At 51.6% G+C, this 16,878-nt stretch carries 14 protein-coding genes and 1 riboswitch; of the genes, 4 read left to right on the top strand and 10 right to left on the bottom strand.

Going from position 1 to position 16,878, the window contains the following annotated elements; all coding sequences use genetic code 11:
• Nucleotides 1–140: 140 nt before the first annotated feature.
• Both murI and btuB read right to left on the bottom strand, forming a co-directional pair.
• On the bottom strand, nucleotides 141–1,022 hold the full coding sequence (murI, locus tag ABIC79_RS23700) for a glutamate racemase (protein ID WP_217192453.1): 882 nt from the start codon (nucleotides 1,020–1,022) through the stop codon (nucleotides 141–143).
• The gene (gene btuB / locus ABIC79_RS23695; RefSeq protein ID WP_013577559.1) at nucleotides 967–2,844 is read right to left on the bottom strand and encodes a TonB-dependent vitamin B12 receptor BtuB; all 1,878 of its coding nucleotides are present in this window, start codon (nucleotides 2,842–2,844) and stop codon (nucleotides 967–969) included. Before btuB ends, murI begins: the two co-directional genes overlap by 56 nt.
• Before the next feature lie 71 nt (nucleotides 2,845–2,915).
• Nucleotides 2,916–3,188: riboswitch (cobalamin riboswitch) on the bottom strand.
• A 141-nt stretch (nucleotides 3,189–3,329) separates the two neighbouring features.
• On the opposite strand from btuB, the gene trmA reads away from it, so the two are divergent.
• Nucleotides 3,330–4,430, top strand: coding sequence for a tRNA (uridine(54)-C5)-methyltransferase TrmA (gene trmA, locus ABIC79_RS23690; RefSeq protein ID WP_112152603.1), 1,101 nt, complete (start codon nucleotides 3,330–3,332; stop codon nucleotides 4,428–4,430).
• A gap of 70 nt (nucleotides 4,431–4,500) precedes the next feature.
• Here trmA and bglB read toward each other — a convergent pair whose 3' ends face one another.
• The 4 genes from bglB to fabR all read right to left on the bottom strand — a co-directional run bounded on the left by bglB (nucleotide 4,501) and on the right by fabR (nucleotide 8,540).
• Nucleotides 4,501–5,640: a beta-galactosidase BglB gene (bglB, locus tag ABIC79_RS23685; protein ID WP_112152604.1), complete on the bottom strand. Its 1,140-nt coding sequence runs from the start codon at nucleotides 5,638–5,640 to the stop codon at nucleotides 4,501–4,503.
• 24 nt (nucleotides 5,641–5,664) lie between these two features.
• Complete coding sequence (locus ABIC79_RS23680) at nucleotides 5,665–7,251, bottom strand: MFS transporter (protein WP_013577562.1); 1,587 nt, start codon at nucleotides 7,249–7,251, stop codon at nucleotides 5,665–5,667.
• Between the two features lie 274 nt (nucleotides 7,252–7,525).
• A complete protein-coding gene (locus ABIC79_RS23675; RefSeq protein WP_013577564.1) occupies nucleotides 7,526–7,885 on the bottom strand; it encodes a YijD family membrane protein in 360 nt (119 codons plus the stop codon).
• Nucleotides 7,860–8,540: an HTH-type transcriptional repressor FabR gene (gene fabR, locus ABIC79_RS23670; protein WP_013577565.1), complete on the bottom strand. Its 681-nt coding sequence runs from the start codon at nucleotides 8,538–8,540 to the stop codon at nucleotides 7,860–7,862. The genes ABIC79_RS23675 and fabR overlap by 26 nt, the downstream gene beginning before the upstream one ends.
• A 212-nt stretch (nucleotides 8,541–8,752) precedes the next feature.
• Between fabR and sthA the strand changes: the two genes are divergently transcribed.
• Nucleotides 8,753–10,153 (top strand): Si-specific NAD(P)(+) transhydrogenase, encoded by a 1,401-nt coding sequence (sthA, locus tag ABIC79_RS23665; RefSeq protein WP_013577566.1) that lies wholly within the window; start codon nucleotides 8,753–8,755, stop codon nucleotides 10,151–10,153.
• Here the strand turns inward: sthA and oxyR are convergent.
• A complete protein-coding gene (gene oxyR / locus ABIC79_RS23660) occupies nucleotides 10,136–11,059 on the bottom strand; it encodes a DNA-binding transcriptional regulator OxyR (RefSeq protein ID WP_013577567.1) in 924 nt (307 codons plus the stop codon). The two genes, sthA and oxyR, sit on opposite strands and share 18 nt — an antisense overlap.
• A gap of 160 nt (nucleotides 11,060–11,219) precedes the next feature.
• On the opposite strand from oxyR, the gene ABIC79_RS23655 reads away from it, so the two are divergent.
• Nucleotides 11,220–11,981, top strand: coding sequence for a glutathione peroxidase (locus ABIC79_RS23655; RefSeq protein ID WP_013577568.1), 762 nt, complete (start codon nucleotides 11,220–11,222; stop codon nucleotides 11,979–11,981).
• Nucleotides 11,982–12,035: 54 nt separating this feature from the next.
• Here ABIC79_RS23655 and argH read toward each other — a convergent pair whose 3' ends face one another.
• The 3 genes from argH to argC all read right to left on the bottom strand — a co-directional run bounded on the left by argH (nucleotide 12,036) and on the right by argC (nucleotide 15,402).
• Nucleotides 12,036–13,409, bottom strand: a complete 1,374-nt coding sequence (gene argH / locus ABIC79_RS23650; protein ID WP_013577569.1) for an argininosuccinate lyase — start codon at nucleotides 13,407–13,409, stop codon at nucleotides 12,036–12,038.
• 83 nt (nucleotides 13,410–13,492) lie between these two features.
• Complete coding sequence (gene argB / locus ABIC79_RS23645) at nucleotides 13,493–14,266, bottom strand: acetylglutamate kinase (RefSeq protein WP_013577570.1); 774 nt, start codon at nucleotides 14,264–14,266, stop codon at nucleotides 13,493–13,495.
• Between the two features lie 131 nt (nucleotides 14,267–14,397).
• Entirely contained in the window at nucleotides 14,398–15,402 is a 1,005-nt protein-coding gene (gene argC / locus ABIC79_RS23640) for an N-acetyl-gamma-glutamyl-phosphate reductase (protein WP_015690596.1), read from the bottom strand.
• A 138-nt stretch (nucleotides 15,403–15,540) separates the two neighbouring features.
• On the opposite strand from argC, the gene argE reads away from it, so the two are divergent.
• Nucleotides 15,541–16,692 (top strand): acetylornithine deacetylase, encoded by a 1,152-nt coding sequence (argE, locus tag ABIC79_RS23635; RefSeq protein ID WP_041673179.1) that lies wholly within the window; start codon nucleotides 15,541–15,543, stop codon nucleotides 16,690–16,692.
• Nucleotides 16,693–16,878: the final 186 nt, after the last annotated feature.

The following is a 16,878-nucleotide window of genomic DNA, read 5'->3' as shown; positions in this document are numbered from 1 at the left end:
TTCTTTTTCTCTTCCCGTCCGGGCGACTTGTCAGTCGTTGTTCCCGGTCAGTGGAGGCGCATTATAGGGAGTTCTCAGAAGGCCGCAACCCCTAAAATACAAATAATTTACCGACCGCTGAATCTTTCATCAAATGATGTTTAAAGCGACAATTCCTGGATACTTCTGAAGCCATATGCCTGTAAAACAGGCAGCAAACTTTGTGCCTCTGCAGTCATCGCCATGCAGTAGGCGACACACTCGATTTCCACATCGGCTTTTTTTTCAGGAATTGGCACATGAGAAGTTTCAATTAACCAATGCGCGCGCCTCGCAATCGCAGAACCCGAGTCGATCATACGCGTGCCGTCGGGTAAAACCTGTGACAGCTCTTGCGAAAGCAGCGGGAAATGCGTGCAACCTAATACCACGGTATCCGGCGGTTCCCGTAAACGCAGCCACGGGTGCAAGATTTTCTTCAATGCAGCCAGTGAAACCTCTTCGCCATGCAGCTTCGCTTCTGCCAGTTCCACTAGCTCTGCGGAACCCAGCATCAGAATCTGACAATCCGTCGCAAAGCGTGCGACCAGATCATGCGTATAAGGACGCTGAACTGTCGCACGGGTCGCCAGCAATCCGACCACACCATTACGCGTTAATTTAGCTGCAGGTTTGATTGCCGGGACAACCCCGACAACAGGACAACTAAATTTGGCGCGTAATGCGGGGAGAGAAACGGTGCTCGCAGTGTTGCAGGCGATGACAATAATAGAAAGGGGATGGCGTTTCGCAACAGCGGTGACAATCTCCACCACGCGCTCAACGATAAACTCTTCGGATTTCTCGCCGTAGGGGAAAGCCACATTATCGAAGGCATATATATAGTGCAGGTCCGGCAACATCTGCCGGACCTCATCATAAACCGACAACCCGCCGACGCCAGAATCGAAAACCAGCACCGTCGGGCGGTCAGGAACTTGTGTTGTATCAGAAGGTATAGCTTCCAGTAAGGTTGTACTCACGTCCTGGTGTTTCGTAGCCATAAACCGTCTCGTAATCTTTATCAAAGAGGTTGGCAATTCTACCACGAACCGTCAGATGTGACGTTACCGGATATGACACAGCAAGATCCCAAAGACTCACACCACCCAGGCGTACATTTTCATTGGTGTTGTAATTCTTATCGTATCGTTCACCCAAATACTGATAATTGAGCGACCAGTCAAAATCAGCCACAGTCCAGTCGAGCTGATATTTCGCCTGTTGTTTAGCACGGCGTAATAAAATCTCGTTGGTCTCAGCATTGCGGGGATCCAAATATTCCAATGTGACCTGATGCCTCAACGGACCCGTATCGAAAGACCCGGTCCATTCAACACCCTTAATTGTTGCCTTATCGATATTGTAATAACCGAATTGCTGATTGTCGTAACTGATCATCTGATCGATGTCATTACGATAAGCAGACAAACGCCAGTTCAATGGTCCGGTCAGGCCTTCCAGCCCACCTTCCCATTCTTTACTTTCTTCAGGCTTAAGATCGGCATTACCGCCAAAACTGCCGTATAACTGTCCCAGATTAGGCGCTTTAAACGCTGTTCCGTAAGACGCAATCAAACGGTAGCCGTCAATAAACTCCCAGGCAGCACTACTTTGCCAGGTGCCATGCGAACCAAACTGTGAATTATCGTCATTACGCACTGCGCCTTCAAAAGTAAAATCGCTCACTTTTTGCTGAGCTGTCGCGTACACCCCCGTGTTTCGTTGGGTATAGCCATCGGTAATATAGTTGGTGCCTGGCTGAGTACTGAGTTTCTGCCAGTCAGCGCCAGCGCTGAGGGTTCCCTGCCCTACCTGGAAAGTGTTTCCCCATTGCAGGTTGTATTGATCTGAATCGTCCAGCGTTGCAGAAGCGGAATAAGGACCGTATTTCGGGTCATAATTGTAGTCTTTAGTATTACTATAGCTTCCGCTGATTTGCGTCGAATAGATCCCTTGCTGGAAGCGCAACCCGGTATCGTAAGTCCGGCTGTACAACTGGCGTGTGTCAGGCAGCGCATCACTGTGTGCCGGATCTGCGTAACTGTATGTTCCGTCATAGGCCGTGCGGTTATCAAAACCGTATGCGCGGGCAAAACCGCTGAACTGGTCGTTGAACTGATGCTCAAGACCTGCCCAGAGCGTCTTACTCATGAAGCCATCACGATCGGGTTGACGCGGATCACCGTAATTATCCGGCAGATTCGCCACCACATCGGTACCTTTTGTATAGGTATAGTTCCCAGCTACCGTCAGAACAGTATTCTCACCGAGTTTCTGCTGCGTTGAGCCGTCATAAGCCTGATAGCCGTTTGAACCGATACCGGCTGTCAATGTCGTGCCTAATTTATCACGCGTGGTAATGATGTTAACCACACCCCCAATGGCATCGGAGCCATAAACTGCCGAGCGTGGGCCACGAATAAACTCAATACGCTGAACCAGAGAAATGGGAATCTGGCTGATATCCACCGCGCCGGAAATACCTGCCTGGTTAAGACGCACACCATCCATCAGCACCAATGTGTGGCTGGCATTCGTTCCGCGAACAAATAATGAGGTCTGCTGGCCCATTCCACCGTTCTGGGCAATATCCACGCCCGGTAAACGACGCAAAACATCAGCCACAGATTTTGACTGCCACCGGTCGATATCTGCGCGCGTGACGATATCCGTCGGCGCGAGTACTGAGGAAACGGGCTGTGGAAAACGGTTCGCGGTAACAACCAGATCATCGCCACTGTTTGTGGAAGTGCTGTCTTGCGCCCACCCTGAAAAAGCCGTGACAGATAATGCCGTCAGCAGCACATGCTTTTTAATTGTCATGAATCGAGCATCCAAACTTAATTGGCGGATGCCGCAGAGGATCACCGACGGTATTTCGCGACGACGATGATTAATGCGACGTAACATCGGCAGGTCTTCGGACTTAGGATTTGCAGGCTAATTAATTACGTCGTAATTAATTAAAAATACCCGCACCGGGCGATGACTTCCCATCTCCTCTTCTCTCTTGTCTTTATATAAGAGGGAAAGAGAAAGAAGAAACAGTGTCTGCATAATAAAGAATGCTATCGCCGTGATTTCCCCATACCGCTGCGCGCCAGTTCCGGATTCACACCGGATTCCCTTTTAACTCAGTCAATGAGGCCGAAGCGCAATCCTACGATCAACCCATTTGGAAATCCAGACATCCGTAACGTCAGGTATGTTTTACCGGAAGAAATGTAACAAAGGTGGACATAGGAGTGACTTTCCCTACAATCCCCCGCAAAGTTTGTTCATTTACTTCCTGTTAGACGAGATAACCGATGACGCCTGAAAACCTGCCCATTGAACACTATGACGACCAGTTGGCGGAAAAGACCGCACGTCTCACGGCGATGATGTCGCCTTATAATGCGCCGCAGCCTGACGTTTTCCGTTCTCCTGTCAGCCATTATCGTATGCGCGCCGAATTCCGTGTCTGGCACGATGAAGGCGACCTGTACCACATCATGTTTGATCAGCAGACCAAAGCCCGTGTGCGTGTGGATCAGTTCCCGACCGCCAGCGAACTGATTAACCGCCTGATGCCTAAGCTTATTGCGGCCATCAAACAAGATCCGGCATTGCGCCGCAAGATCTTCCAGATCGACTATCTGTCGACCCGCAGTGGCAAAATCATTGCCTCGCTGCTTTACCATCGTAAGCTTGATGACGAATGGCAGCAGGCTGCTACCGCGCTGCGTGACCAGTTGCGTGCTGATGGTTTTGATATCCAGCTGATTGGTCGTGCAGCCAAAACTAAAATCATGCTCGATCAGGATTATGTCGACGAAGTCCTTCCGGTGGCGGGCCGCGATATGATTTACCGTCAGGTGGAAAACAGTTTCACCCAGCCAAACGCTGAGATGAACATTCAGATGCTGGAATGGGCGCTGAAGGCCACGGAAAACTCGACCGGCGATTTGCTGGAACTTTACTGTGGTAACGGCAACTTCTCGCTGGCTCTGGCACGCAACTTTCGCCGCGTTCTGGCGACAGAAATCGCCAAACCTTCCGTCGCAGCCGCGCAATTCAACATTGCGGCGAACCATATTGATAACGTGCAGATTATCCGCATGGCGGCCGAAGATTTCACACAGGCGCTGAATGGCGTACGCGAATTCCGCCGTTTGCAGGATATTGATTTAAGCGGGTATGAATGCAACACCATTTTTGTCGACCCGCCGCGCAGCGGACTGGATGACGAAACAGTGAAGATGGTGGCAGGCTACGACCGTATTCTTTATATCTCCTGCAATCCGGAAACACTGTGCGCGAATCTGGAAACACTGAGCAAGACGCACCGCGTGACACGTCTGGCGTTGTTTGATCAGTTCCCGTATACGCACCATATGGAATCTGGCGTGCTGCTGGAAAAAATCTGACAGCGGATGAAAAAACAAAAACGGGCACCTTTTGAGTGCCCGTTTTTACTTCAGTCCGTTATCCGCAATACTACAGATAAACCCGCAGATATTCTGACAGACACAGGATCGCCATTGCCTGTCCGTAAGGCATCGAGGTCAGCGCGATTTCACGATAGAAATCGAGATCATTCCCCATCGCCGTTCCGAATGATGTTTGCGTCAGCTCCCCTGCCGGGTTGATGTGTTTGATCACCCCCTGAATGGCTTTCTCCGCCACCGGCGCATAAGACGCATCGATATAACGTTTACGCACGGCTTTCAGAATGCCATAGGCGAAACCGGCGGTCGCTGAGCTCTCAAGATAAGATTGCGGGTCATCAAGCAGCGTATGCCATAAACCGCTGTCATCCTGACATTTCGCCAGCGCACTGACCTGACTTTCCAGCACCTGCAATAAATAGCGACGGGTGGCGTTATTTTCCGGTAAATCCACCAGTTCGAGGAATTCCGGGATCGCGATGGTCAGCCAGCTGTTGCCACGCGCCCAGCGGGCCTGCGCAAAGTTATGATGTCCGTCGAACGTCCAGCCGTGGAACCACAGACCGGTCTCGCGATCCATCAGATACTGCACGTGCATCAGGAACTGATACGTCGCTTCTTCGACAAACTCCGGACGGTCCAGCAATTTGCCGATTTTCGCCAGCGGCAGCACGCTCATCATCAGTGTGTCGTCCCACATTTGCTGATGATTTTCGTTGTTATAAACGATGTGCTGCATCGCACCTTTATCAGTGCGCGGCATTTCATACATTACCCATTCCGCCCAGCGCTCCAGATAAGGGCGCCATGCCGCATTGCCGGTTTCCTCATAACGATAAGCCAGCGTCAGGAACGGGCTCATGGTATTGACGTTTTTGGTCGGCGTGCCTTCCGCCAGACGCGCGGTAAACCAGTCGTCGATCACCGCACGCATTTTTTCGTCACCAGTCTGCTGATAATACTGATAAATCCCGTAAAGTCCGATACCGTGCGTCCACTCCCAGCCTGCCCAGCCTTTGGTATCAATCACGCGGCCATCGTCCAACCGCAGCAGGAATTCACCGGTTTTATCTTCGATATTCACCAGATTGTTGGTCACGTTGTGGATCAGCGATTTCAGTTCCCCGCGAGAAATGAAATGTTCCGGCTGTCGCAGCAAGGCACTGTGTTTAACTTCAAAAACTTTCATGGCGTTCTCCTGTGAATTCAAAATTTATAAACGTCCCTGGACCGGCATTTCAGCGGTATTTTCACGGGTCAGCTTTTCGGGAGGCGGGTTATTGCGATGCAGATAACCGATGTTGTTATTGCCCCACAGAGATTCGTATTTCATTCCTGTCAGCATTTCGACCGTAGCCCGGTCTTCCGGCGTAATTTGCTCCGGTACGATACGGTTAGCATCACGCATTTTCTGCGTTTCGCGGGTCAGCACACCGTGCGTTTTCTGATTAAGACGGAAGAACAGGGAGATGGTGAAACCGATACTGAGCATCAGCAATGACCCGATCACCAGTACACCAAGAATGGTATGACCGACTGCCGGAACCTGCTGACTTTGCCCGGAAACGAACCCGGCAAGTTGCAAGATAATCCCTACCAGCATCACCGCACCGGCCTGTGATGCTTTGCGGGTCAGCGTCATCACGCCGGCGAAAATCCCTTCGCGGCGCTGACCGGTAATGGTTTCATCAACGTCAGCGATATAGGTGTAGATATTCCACGGCACGTAGTTGATCCCGCCACGGCCAAGACCGGCCAGCGCGGAAATCAGCAGCAGTAATGACATCGAATCATTCATACCGGTGTAATACAGCACGCCGTACGAGATAGCGGCCAGCCCGAACAGGGAAACAGCCAGACGATAAGATGGTGCAGGACCAAAGCGGATACACAGCGGGATCATGCCAATTACCGCCACGAATTGCAGGATGGCCATCATGCCCATCAGGTTGGAGGCAATTGCAGCACTTTGCATCAGCACGAACACGACGTAATAGGTGAAGACGGCATTAAACACGTCCTGCGCGATATACCCGCCAAGGTATAACCCCAGATGTTGACGGAAAATCTTGATGCGCAGCGTCGAGGATAATTCCACTTTCAGACGTTTCAGGCTTTGCGCCAGCGTCAGTTGCTGACGTTCGCGCTCAATTTTCTTCGTGGCTTCAGATTTGAGCTCTTCCGGTCTTTCCCAGGTAAAGAAATACACCAGTGTCAGAACGAATGCGCAAATTACCGCAAAGACCAGGCTCGAATAGAAGAAGGAAATGGCATTATCTTTGCCGAAATGCTGCAACAGAATCCCCGGCAGGAAGGCCGCCAGAATCGCTGACAACTGTGCCAGAGCGATACGGGCGCCGGAAAATTTAGTTTTCTGTTTGAAATCATCGGTCATTTCCGGCACCAGTGTTTCATACGGCACCAGAATCATGGTGTAGACGATATCGAACAGCAGATAGGTCAGCAGATAATAGACATATCCCATGTCTCCCACCCACATGAAGCTGTAGCTGAACACACAAGGAATACCGAGCAGGATGAAGAACTTGCGGCGGCCAAAACGCTTGCCGAGCCAGGTGTTGCCGAAATTATCAGTGAGATACCCCATCAGCGGGCTCAGCACCGCATCGGCTACGCGCGCGGTGGCAAAAATAAAGGTCGCTTCAATGGGCGAAAGACCGCAAAACGTGGTGTAAAAATAGAGTAGCCACGCCGCAGTCAGAGCTGTCGTACCCGCCCCGAGAAAATCGCCTGACCCGTAAGCGATGTAATTAAAGAATCCGATTTTACGTGTTTTCATTGCCGTGTTGCCTCTGTTAAATCACCTATAGGCGTAGGCTGAATGCGAACGAAAATACTTCGTCCGGCCATGATTCAAATTAACGAGGAGCAGGAATGAAAACCTTTTGGTTTTTGCCACTCAAACGGACTTTATGGCAAAGAAATGAAGAAGTGGGCGATCAATCTCTAAATATTGAACATAGGTTTGATATTAATGAAATGACAGTTCATTAAATGGACTGGATATAAAAAAAGGCAATCCGCAGATTGCCTCGTTGGCTTATGAGGAAGGACTACTGAGCGGAAGACTTACGTTTTTTCAGCTTCAGACCTATCCAGAAGATCAGTGCCACACAAATCAGCGACGGCAGGAAGTTTGAGCCCAGTTCAGGGTATTCTGCGCGCACGATGGTGCTGTACAGTAACAGACCCAGCAGGAAGCAGGCTGCGGCCAGAACCGGTAACCCTTTCGGCATTTCACCGCGGTGGTAACGAACGTGCAGGCAATACACCGCTAACACCAGAGAAATGATCGGGAAGATCGAAAACGTTACGACAGAACTGAATAACGCATCGAAAGTGCCATTAATTGACAGCCCGGCAATCAAAGCCAAAACCAGAGTGCCATTATCCTGGTTCGGTTGTTCGGTCATCTTCTTTACCTCGGGTCATATTAGTGAGGGGGGTCACAGCCGTCCGTTCCTGCTGACGGCGATACCAGTAATATGCGCCTTTGGAAATCATCCGCAGCTGCAACACCAGGCGTTCCTCCAGCTGGCGTCGCTGTGCAATATCCACATCCAGCGCTTCCGCCCCGGCGTTGAAAACGATGATCACCATGGCTTCAGCCTGCGCTTCAGTAAAACTGCGCGGCATATGGTTTTCGAGTTGCAGATAGTCGGCAAGTTCCGCAATAAAATGCTGAATTTCACGGGCGACGGCGGCACGAAATGCCGATGACGTACCGGAGCGTTCACGCAACAACAGGCGGAATGCGTTGGGATTGTTACCGATGAATTCCATAAACGTGGAGACGGATGTGCGGATCACGCTGCCCCCTTTCGCAATGCGCTGGCGTGCCTGACGCATCAGCTGACGCAGCATCAGACCACTTTCATCAACCATTGTCAGACCCAGTTCATCCACATCGCGAAAGTGCCGGTAAAAGGAGGTTGGCGCAATGCCTGCCTCGCGGGAAACCTCACGCAGACTCAGACTGGCAAAGCTACGCTCGGCACTAAGCTGGCTAAAAGCCGCCTCAATCAGTGAGCGGCGCGTGCGCTCTTTTTGTTGTGCTCTTACGCCCATAACCTTCATCCGGATAGTATTCTTCTTTTTGATTATTCGCCCGATATCGCTTCACTATACCAAAAATTTTAACGGCCGGAGCCAAAGATACAACAGCATAAAGTGGGTCAGAATGTTGCTGCATTACCATTAAATGACAACTGCATGTGGGGTAAATAGGTGTAATATGTTACTTTCTCGTTGTGATTTTGTATAAAAATAGGTTTCGAACCATGCCACAGCACTCACATTTTGATGCCATCATCATTGGCTCAGGCCCTGGCGGAGAAGGCGCCGCGATGGGACTGGTTAAACAAGGCGCCCGGGTTGCTGTCATCGAACGCTATAACAACGTCGGTGGCGGATGTACTCACTGGGGAACCATCCCTTCCAAAGCATTACGCCACGCCGTCAGCAGAATCATCGAATTTAACCAAAACCCGCTCTACAGTGATAACTCCCGCACTATGAGTTCGAGTTTCCCGGACATCCTGCGTCACGCCGATTCGGTTATTAATCAGCAAACACGTATGCGCCAGGGTTTCTATGAGAGAAACCAATGCCAGCTGTTTTCCGGAGATGCCAGTTTTGTGGATGCCAACACCATCAGCATCCGCTATGCCGATAACACACACGAACAAATTACCGCTGATAACATCGTGATTGCCTGCGGCTCCCGTCCTTACCGGCCAGCCAATGTCGATTTTGGCCATCCGCGGATTTACGACAGCGATCTCATTCTTGAACTGAGCCATGAGCCACGCCACGTGATTATCTACGGAGCGGGTGTAATCGGTTGCGAATATGCGTCGATCTTCCGTGGTCTGAACGTCAAAGTGGACTTAATCAACACCCGTGACCGCTTGCTGTCTTTCCTCGATCAGGAAATGTCAGACGCCCTGTCCTATCACTTCTGGAATAACGGTGTGGTTATCCGCCACAACGAAGAGTTCGAGATGATCGAAGGCGTGGAAGACGGTGTGATCATGCATCTTAAATCCGGTAAAAAAGTGAAAGCTGATGCACTGCTGTATGCCAACGGGCGCACAGGTAACACCGATAAACTGGGTCTGGAGAACATTGGTCTGGAAGCTGACAGCCGCGGGCTGCTGAAAGTGAACAGCATGTATCAGACTGCGCTGTCGCATATTTATGCGGTCGGTGACGTCATTGGCTATCCAAGCCTGGCATCAGCGGCTTACGATCAGGGACGTATCGCCGCGCAGGCCATGATTCAGGGCGAAGCGAAAGTCCACCTTATAGAAAACATTCCGACGGGTATTTACACCATTCCTGAAATCAGTTCCGTGGGTAAAACCGAACAGGAACTGACAGCGATGAAAGTGCCCTACGAAGTGGGCCGCGCACAGTTTAAACATCTGGCACGCGCACAAATTGCAGGCATGAACGTGGGTAGTCTGAAGCTCCTGTTCCACCGTGAGACCAAAGAAATTCTGGGAATTCACTGCTTTGGTGAACGCGCCGCCGAGATTATTCACATCGGTCAGGCCATCATGGAACAGAAAGGTGAAGGGAATACTATCGAGTATTTCGTTAATACCACCTTCAACTATCCGACCATGGCAGAGGCCTATCGCGTTGCGGCACTGAACGGCTTAAACCGCCTGTTTTAAGACTGCAGTTCGGTCCATGTAAGGCTGCATGTGCTCTTTGATGGCTTCCGCCAGCTGCTCGTAACGCCCGCGCAGTGGCGAACCGGGACGATATACCAGCGCGATGGTGCGTCGTGGTTCCGGTTTGTCACACATCAGATACGTCACGCCGTCACGGCTGCGCTCATTGGGCACAGCCAGTGATGGCAGCAAGGTAATCCCGCTTCCCGCTGCCACCATATTACGCAGCGTTTCCAGACTGGTTGCCCGGAAATGGGTATCTTCATCCGCACCTGCCTGGAAGCAGAAACCGAGCGCCTGATCACGCAGGCAGTGCCCGTCTTCCAGCATCAGCAGTTTTTCACCGGCCAGATCTGCCATCGCCACACGATCGCGAGATGCCCATGGATGATCGTCGTAGATCGCCAGCCTCATCGGCTCATCAAACAGCGGCACTTCAATAAACGCTTCGCTCTCTTTCACCAGCGCCAGAATGGCACAGTCGAGTTTTCCGCTGTCCAGTTGAGCCAGTAACTGATGGGTTTGCGCTTCGTGCAGATACATTTCCAGCTTCGGGAAGGTTTTGTGCAGCGAAGGAATAATCTGGGGCAGCAAATAAGGCCCGACGGTCGGGATCAGCCCGATATGCATCGGCCCGGACATCGCTTCACCCTGTTGGCTTGCCATCTCTTTCAGAACTTTCACTTCACGTAACACCGTGCGCGCCTGATCCACCAGCAACAAACCGGCTTGTGTAAACAACACTTTGCGGCTGGTTCTTTCAAGCAACATAACGCCAAGTTCATCTTCCAGTTTACGAATCTGACCGCTTAACGTCGGCTGACTGACATGGCATGAATCTGCTGCGCGGCGAAAGTGACGGAACTCCGCCAGCGCCACCAGATACTCTAGATCGCGAATGTTCATTTTTCCTCCAGTCCCTAAAAGGCAATGAGATAGCTGTTAACGATAGATAAGATAGCAATCAACGATTATATCTATCAACCATTATTGTGAATAATGCCTCCCAGCGAAACGGCAATGCCGAAAATATTTTGTATTTTATTGATTAATTAAGAGGTTATTCATGTTTGCAAGCCAGGAAGGGAAACACGTACCGCACGTTACTTTTCACACCCGACAGGGCGACCAGTGGGTAGATCTCAGCAGCGAGCAGCTGTTTAAAAATAAAACAGTGATTGTGTTTTCATTACCGGGAGCCTTCACCCCGACCTGCTCTTCAAGCCATCTTCCACGTTACAACGAACTGGCTCCGGTCTTTAAAAACCACGGCGTCGACAGCATTCTGTGCGTTTCCGTGAATGACACCTTCGTGATGAACGCCTGGAAAGCCGAACAAAACGCGTCCAACATCACTTTCATTCCGGACGGTAACGGTGAATTCACCAAAGGCATGGACATGCTGGTTGAGAAAGCGGATTTAGGCTTCGGCCCGCGTTCATGGCGTTATTCCATGCTGGTGCGCAATGGTGTAGTCGAGAAAATGTTCGTTGAGCCAAACAAACCGGGTGACCCGTTTGAAGTGTCTGATGCAGACACCATGCTCAAATATCTGGCACCAGAATTTAAAGTACAAGAATCCGTGTCCGTATTCACCAAACCGGGCTGTCCGTTCTGTGCGAAAGCCAAACAAATGTTGCAGGAACGCGGCATTCAGTACGAAGAAATTGTATTAGGTAAAGACGCGACCACCGTCAGTCTGCGCGCCGTGACAGGGCGGGCGACAGTGCCGCAAGTCTTTATCGGTGGACGCCACATTGGGGGAAGTGACGACCTGGAGGTTTACCTCCATTCAGAAACAGAAGCGTTGTGCGAAGTCGCACAATAAGCGTCGGGAAACCAAACAGTAAAATCAGGCGGACTTCGGTCCGCCTTTTTTATTTTACGCTAAACGCGCTTTCGCATCGGCAATCGCCTGCGCGACCTGCTGCGGAGAAACGCCACCTTTGGCGGCACGTTTGTCGAGACAGGATTGCAGTTCAAGGATCGCGTAAACGTCATCGCCAATCACATTGCTGAATTTCTGCAAATCAGCCAGCGGCAATTCTTCCAGCGCCTTCCCCTGATTAATCGCTTCGACCACCGCTTCACCCACAATATGGTGTGCTTCGCGGAACGGCACGCCTTTGGCAACCAGATAGTCTGCCAGTTCGGTGGAATTAGCGTAGCCTTGCTGTGCAGCTTCTTTCGCACGCGGGCGTTTCACCTGAATGCCGTCCAGCACCAGCGACGCCATATTCAGGCAATCCATCCAGGTGTCGAGCGCATCGAACAGTCCTTCTTTGTCTTCCTGCATGTCTTTGTTGTACGCCAGCGGCAGGCCCTTCATGGTCATCATCATGCCAGTCAGTGCGCCTTGTACGCGGCCACATTTGCCGCGGATCAGCTCCAGCGCATCCGGGTTTTTCTTCTGCGGCATCAGGGAGGAACCTGACGTTACGCGATCGGACAAATCAATAAACGCCGCTTCGCCGGTGTTAAAGAAGATCAGGTCTTCGGCAAAACGGGAAAGGTGAACCATACTGATGGCCGCGTTGGACAGCAGTTCAAGAACATGGTCACGGTCAGAAACGCTGTCGAGGCTGTTACGGGTCGCAGAAGCAAAACCTAACCAGCCCGCCAGCTGTTCGCGATCCATCGGATATGCCGTACCGGCCAGTGCGCCACAGCCCAGCGGGCTGACGTCCAGACGGGTCAGGGTATCTTTCAGACGGCTTTCGTCACGCGCCAGCATTTCAACATACGCCATGCACCAGTGCGCAAAGGTCACAGGCTGAGCGCGTTGCAGATGGGTGTAACCCGGCATCACCGCGTCCTGATTGGCTTCGGCGGTGGCGACCAGCGCCTGCTGTAAATGATGCAATGCATCGCCCAGTTCAACCACCTGCGCTTTACACCACAGTTTGATGTCGGTCGCGACCTGATCGTTACGGCTGCGGCCGGTATGCAGTTTCTTGCCAAGATTACCGACTTTGTCGATCAGTTTACCTTCGACCCAGCTATGAATATCTTCGGCGTCGCTGGCTAAAATAGCGCGGGGATTGGCACGGACTTCTTCCAGCAGCACGGTCAGCGCCTCTTCCAGCTGGATTTGCTCGTCAGCGGTTAATACGTTGACGGTCACCAGCGCTTTGGACCAGGCTACTGAGCCCACGATGTCCTGCTCTGCCAGCCGGTAATCGAAACGCAGTGAGTCATTGAGTTCTTTAAACCGCTGATCCGCTGCCTGAGTAAAACGTCCGCCCCAAAGTGCCATTTTCCTGCTCCTGAATTTTTTATGCAAAAGGGCGCACTATGCTGCGCCCTTGAAAAGGGTATACCGAATGCGCCGCCGGTGCGTTACGCCAGAATACGTGTGCCGATGGCGACGCCGTTAAACAGTGCCGGTAATTGTTCGGCATGACGCCAGCTGGCAATATCAACCGGACGTCCCAGAGAACGGGCGGCGTCCAGCGCAGCGTGAACTTTGACGATCATGCCATCGGTGATAATACCCTGCGCGATAAGCTGCTCGGCTTTCTCTGCGCTCATTTCCGGAATACGCTGACCTTTGCCGTCAAGAATGCCACTGACATCAGACAGCAGGATCAGATCCGCGCCCAGCGTGGCCGCCAGTGCAGTCGCAGCCTGATCAGCGTTAACGTTCATCAGCTCGCCGTTTGCGGTGATGCCGATAGAACTGACAATCGGCAGGTAGCCTGCGCCGTGCAGCGTGTTAATCAGCGCCGGGTTACCCGCTTCGGCTTTACCGACGAAGCCCAGTGATTCATCCAGCTGTGTAACGCTGACAGTACCGCCGTCTGCCAGAGACAGGCCAACGGCGTTGATATGATTTTTAACCGCCCACGCCAGCAGGGTTTTGTTAGCGCTGCCAGCAAGTGCGCCGGTGATAATGTCAATCTGATCAGCCGGAGTCACACGCAGACCGGCTTTTTTCACCACCGGCAGATTCAGCTTTTTCATCAGCTCGTCAACCAGGCAGCCGCCACCGTGAACAATAACCAGCGGGCGGTGATATTCCTGACGATAAGCCACTACCGCCATGAACAGGCGCTCGAGCGCTTCTTCATTGTCCAGCAACACACCACCTAATTTTATGACTAACGGATTCATAGCTGTTCGCGCCCCGACCGGTTGAGAATGTTAATTAATAACAATACATTTAATTTAATCTAACACCCCTGCGCGTCTGAATAAACGCTCAGGGGCGGTTGTTTTTTGTTTGCTGACAATCTGACGAAGTGTTAAAGCAGTGATTGTGTTTCCGGGAAGCCGAAACGGATATTCATGCACTGAACCGCCTGCGCGGACGCGCCTTTAAGCACATTATCCTCCGTCGCCACCACAATCAGATGTTCGCCTTTCACCGCAAAACCGATATCGCAAAACGGCAGGCCAACCACGTCTTTCAGCGCCGGAACGCCTTTGGTGTACAAACGCACCAGCGGTTTATCGTGATAAGCATTATGGAAGGCTTCCGCCACGTCCTGCTCCGTGACACCCGCGTTCAGACGGCAGGTGATGGTCGCCAGAATACCGCGCGGGAAGTTGCCCAGATGCGGTGTGAAAATCACCGGCACGCCAAGGTGCTCGGCAATTTCTGGCTGATGACGGTGGCTGAAAAGTTTGTATGGCTGAAGGCTGACTTCGCAGAAGCTGTTGCCGAGCGTGGCTTTACGGCCTGCACCACTAACACCGCTGGTGGCGTTGATCACCGGCCACTGGCTGTCATTGAGCAAACCATTTTCGATAAGGGGTTTAAGCGCCAGCTGCGAAGCGGTCGGGTAACAGCCCGGAACGGCGATCAGCTGTGCGTCTTTTAATTTGTCAGCCTGCCATTCGGCCAGGCCGTACACAGCTTGGTCGAGCAGGTCGAGATGCTGATGCTCAAAACCGTAGAATTCGGTATAAAACTCAGGTTTGCTGACGCGAAAAGCACCGGATAGATCAAACACCACGCAGCCCGCCGCCAGAAACTGTGGCGCTAAATCGTGGCTGACTTCATGCGCGGTCGCCAGAAATACCACATCGACACCTTTCGCGGCTTCCGCCACGTCAGTCAGTGGCGAAACAGGCAAATCGACGATGCCTTTTAATTGAGGATGCAAATCAGAAAGTAATTTTCCTGCATCTGCACTTTGCGCTGAAACCGTTAAACCGGTTATGTTCATATGTGGGTGGCGATTCAGGTAAGCAGCGAGTTCGGCTCCGGCATAACCTGTGGCACCAACAATCAGCGTATTTAACATAGGGCTTGTTCACCTTCTCAATTTTTGGGTAGGGGCCGGATGAATTTTTTTCCGGTTTCCTTACGCGCTGGCTTATTGTATTTTTATTCACAATTATTGCATGAATATGAATACTACCCTAACTAAAGGCTGTCAACAGTGAAGATGAAATTACCTCCTTTTATTGAGCTCTACCGGGCGTTAATCGCCACCCCTTCCATCAGCGCCACAGACGCTGCACTGGACCAGAGCAATGAGACGTTAATCAATCTACTGGCAGGCTGGTTCGGTGATTTAGGCTTCAAAGTCGAAGTGCAACCCGTGCCAGGAACACGCCATAAATTCAACATGTTAGCCAGTACCGGTGAAGGTGCAGGCGGGTTGCTGCTGGCGGGTCATACCGATACCGTTCCGTTCGATGACGGCCGCTGGACACGTGATCCTTTCACCCTGACCGAGCATGAAAATAAGCTCTATGGTTTAGGGACTGCCGATATGAAAGGTTTCTTCGCGTTCATCCTCGATTCATTGCGTGATGTCGATCTGACCAAACTGACTAAACCGCTGTATATTTTGGCGACCGCCGATGAAGAAACCACCATGGCCGGTGCCAGCTATTTCTCTAAAAATGCCAAAATTCGCCCTGACTGCGCGATCATCGGTGAACCCACGTCGCTCAAGCCGGTTCGTGCGCATAAGGGGCATCTGTCGAATGCAATCCGCATCACCGGTCAGTCCGGCCATTCCAGTGATCCGTCCCGCGGCGTGAACGCTATTGAACTGATGCACGAATCGATTACCCATTTAATGACGCTGCGCAATACGCTGAAAAGCCGTTACAACCACAGTGGTTTCGTGATCCCGTACCCGACCATGAACTTTGGTTATATCAACGGCGGCGACGCACCAAACCGTATTTGTGCCTGTTGTGAAATGCACATGGATATCCGCCCGCTGCCGGGTCTGACGCTGACCGACATTGATGGTCTGTTGAACGAGGCACTGGCCCCCGTCAGCGAACGCTGGCCGGGACGTATTGTGATTGAAGAACTGCATCCACCGATCCCGGGCTATGAATGTCCGCCGGATCACCCGCTGGTGCAGGTGGTCGAGAAATTACTGGGCGTGGAGACGGAAATCGTTAACTACTGCACCGAAGCGCCGTTTATTCAGGAACTGTGCCCGACGCTGGTGCTCGGACCAGGTTCTATCGATCAGGCGCATCAGCCAGATGAATATATTGATACTGCGTTCATTAAACCGACTCGTGAGCTGATTTCTCAGGTTGTTCATCATTTCTGTTATCACTGATACTGAATGAAGGATTGATGAAGAAACAATCAGGGCGCTCACGGGCGCCCTTTGATACTGTACAAAAGGTGGATTAGCCAAACTGATATCGCCGCTGTTGTAATTAAATTTCAGCGACATCGCCAAAAAGACCATTTTTCACGTGAGTGTTCAGGGGTTTTTGGGTTAAAACATGTGCTGCATTTA

It is taken from the genome of Rahnella sp. 2050 (genome assembly GCF_040544515.1).
Classification (GTDB): Bacteria; Pseudomonadota; Gammaproteobacteria; order Enterobacterales; family Enterobacteriaceae; genus Rahnella; species Rahnella aceris.
Note: the sequence above shows the minus strand (reverse complement) of the source record. Positions and strands in the feature narration are given on the sequence as shown.

Coding starts and splice junctions, on each gene's coding strand:
- argH (WP_013577569.1), bottom strand. CDS start 13,409: ATGGCACTTTGGGGCGGACGTTTTACTCAGGCAGCGGATCAGCGGTTT.
- sthA (WP_013577566.1), top strand. CDS start 8,753: ATGCCACAGCACTCACATTTTGATGCCATCATCATTGGCTCAGGCCCT.
- argB (WP_013577570.1), bottom strand. CDS start 14,266: ATGAATCCGTTAGTCATAAAATTAGGTGGTGTGTTGCTGGACAATGAA.
- oxyR (WP_013577567.1), bottom strand. CDS start 11,059: ATGAACATTCGCGATCTAGAGTATCTGGTGGCGCTGGCGGAGTTCCGT.
- btuB (WP_013577559.1), bottom strand. CDS start 2,844: ATGACAATTAAAAAGCATGTGCTGCTGACGGCATTATCTGTCACGGCT.
- trmA (WP_112152603.1), top strand. CDS start 3,330: ATGACGCCTGAAAACCTGCCCATTGAACACTATGACGACCAGTTGGCG.
- argC (WP_015690596.1), bottom strand. CDS start 15,402: ATGTTAAATACGCTGATTGTTGGTGCCACAGGTTATGCCGGAGCCGAA.
- ABIC79_RS23680 (WP_013577562.1), bottom strand. CDS start 7,251: ATGAAAACACGTAAAATCGGATTCTTTAATTACATCGCTTACGGGTCA.
- murI (WP_217192453.1), bottom strand. CDS start 1,022: ATGGCTACGAAACACCAGGACGTGAGTACAACCTTACTGGAAGCTATA.
- ABIC79_RS23675 (WP_013577564.1), bottom strand. CDS start 7,885: ATGACCGAACAACCGAACCAGGATAATGGCACTCTGGTTTTGGCTTTG.
- fabR (WP_013577565.1), bottom strand. CDS start 8,540: ATGGGCGTAAGAGCACAACAAAAAGAGCGCACGCGCCGCTCACTGATT.
- bglB (WP_112152604.1), bottom strand. CDS start 5,640: ATGAAAGTTTTTGAAGTTAAACACAGTGCCTTGCTGCGACAGCCGGAA.
- ABIC79_RS23655 (WP_013577568.1), top strand. CDS start 11,220: ATGTTTGCAAGCCAGGAAGGGAAACACGTACCGCACGTTACTTTTCAC.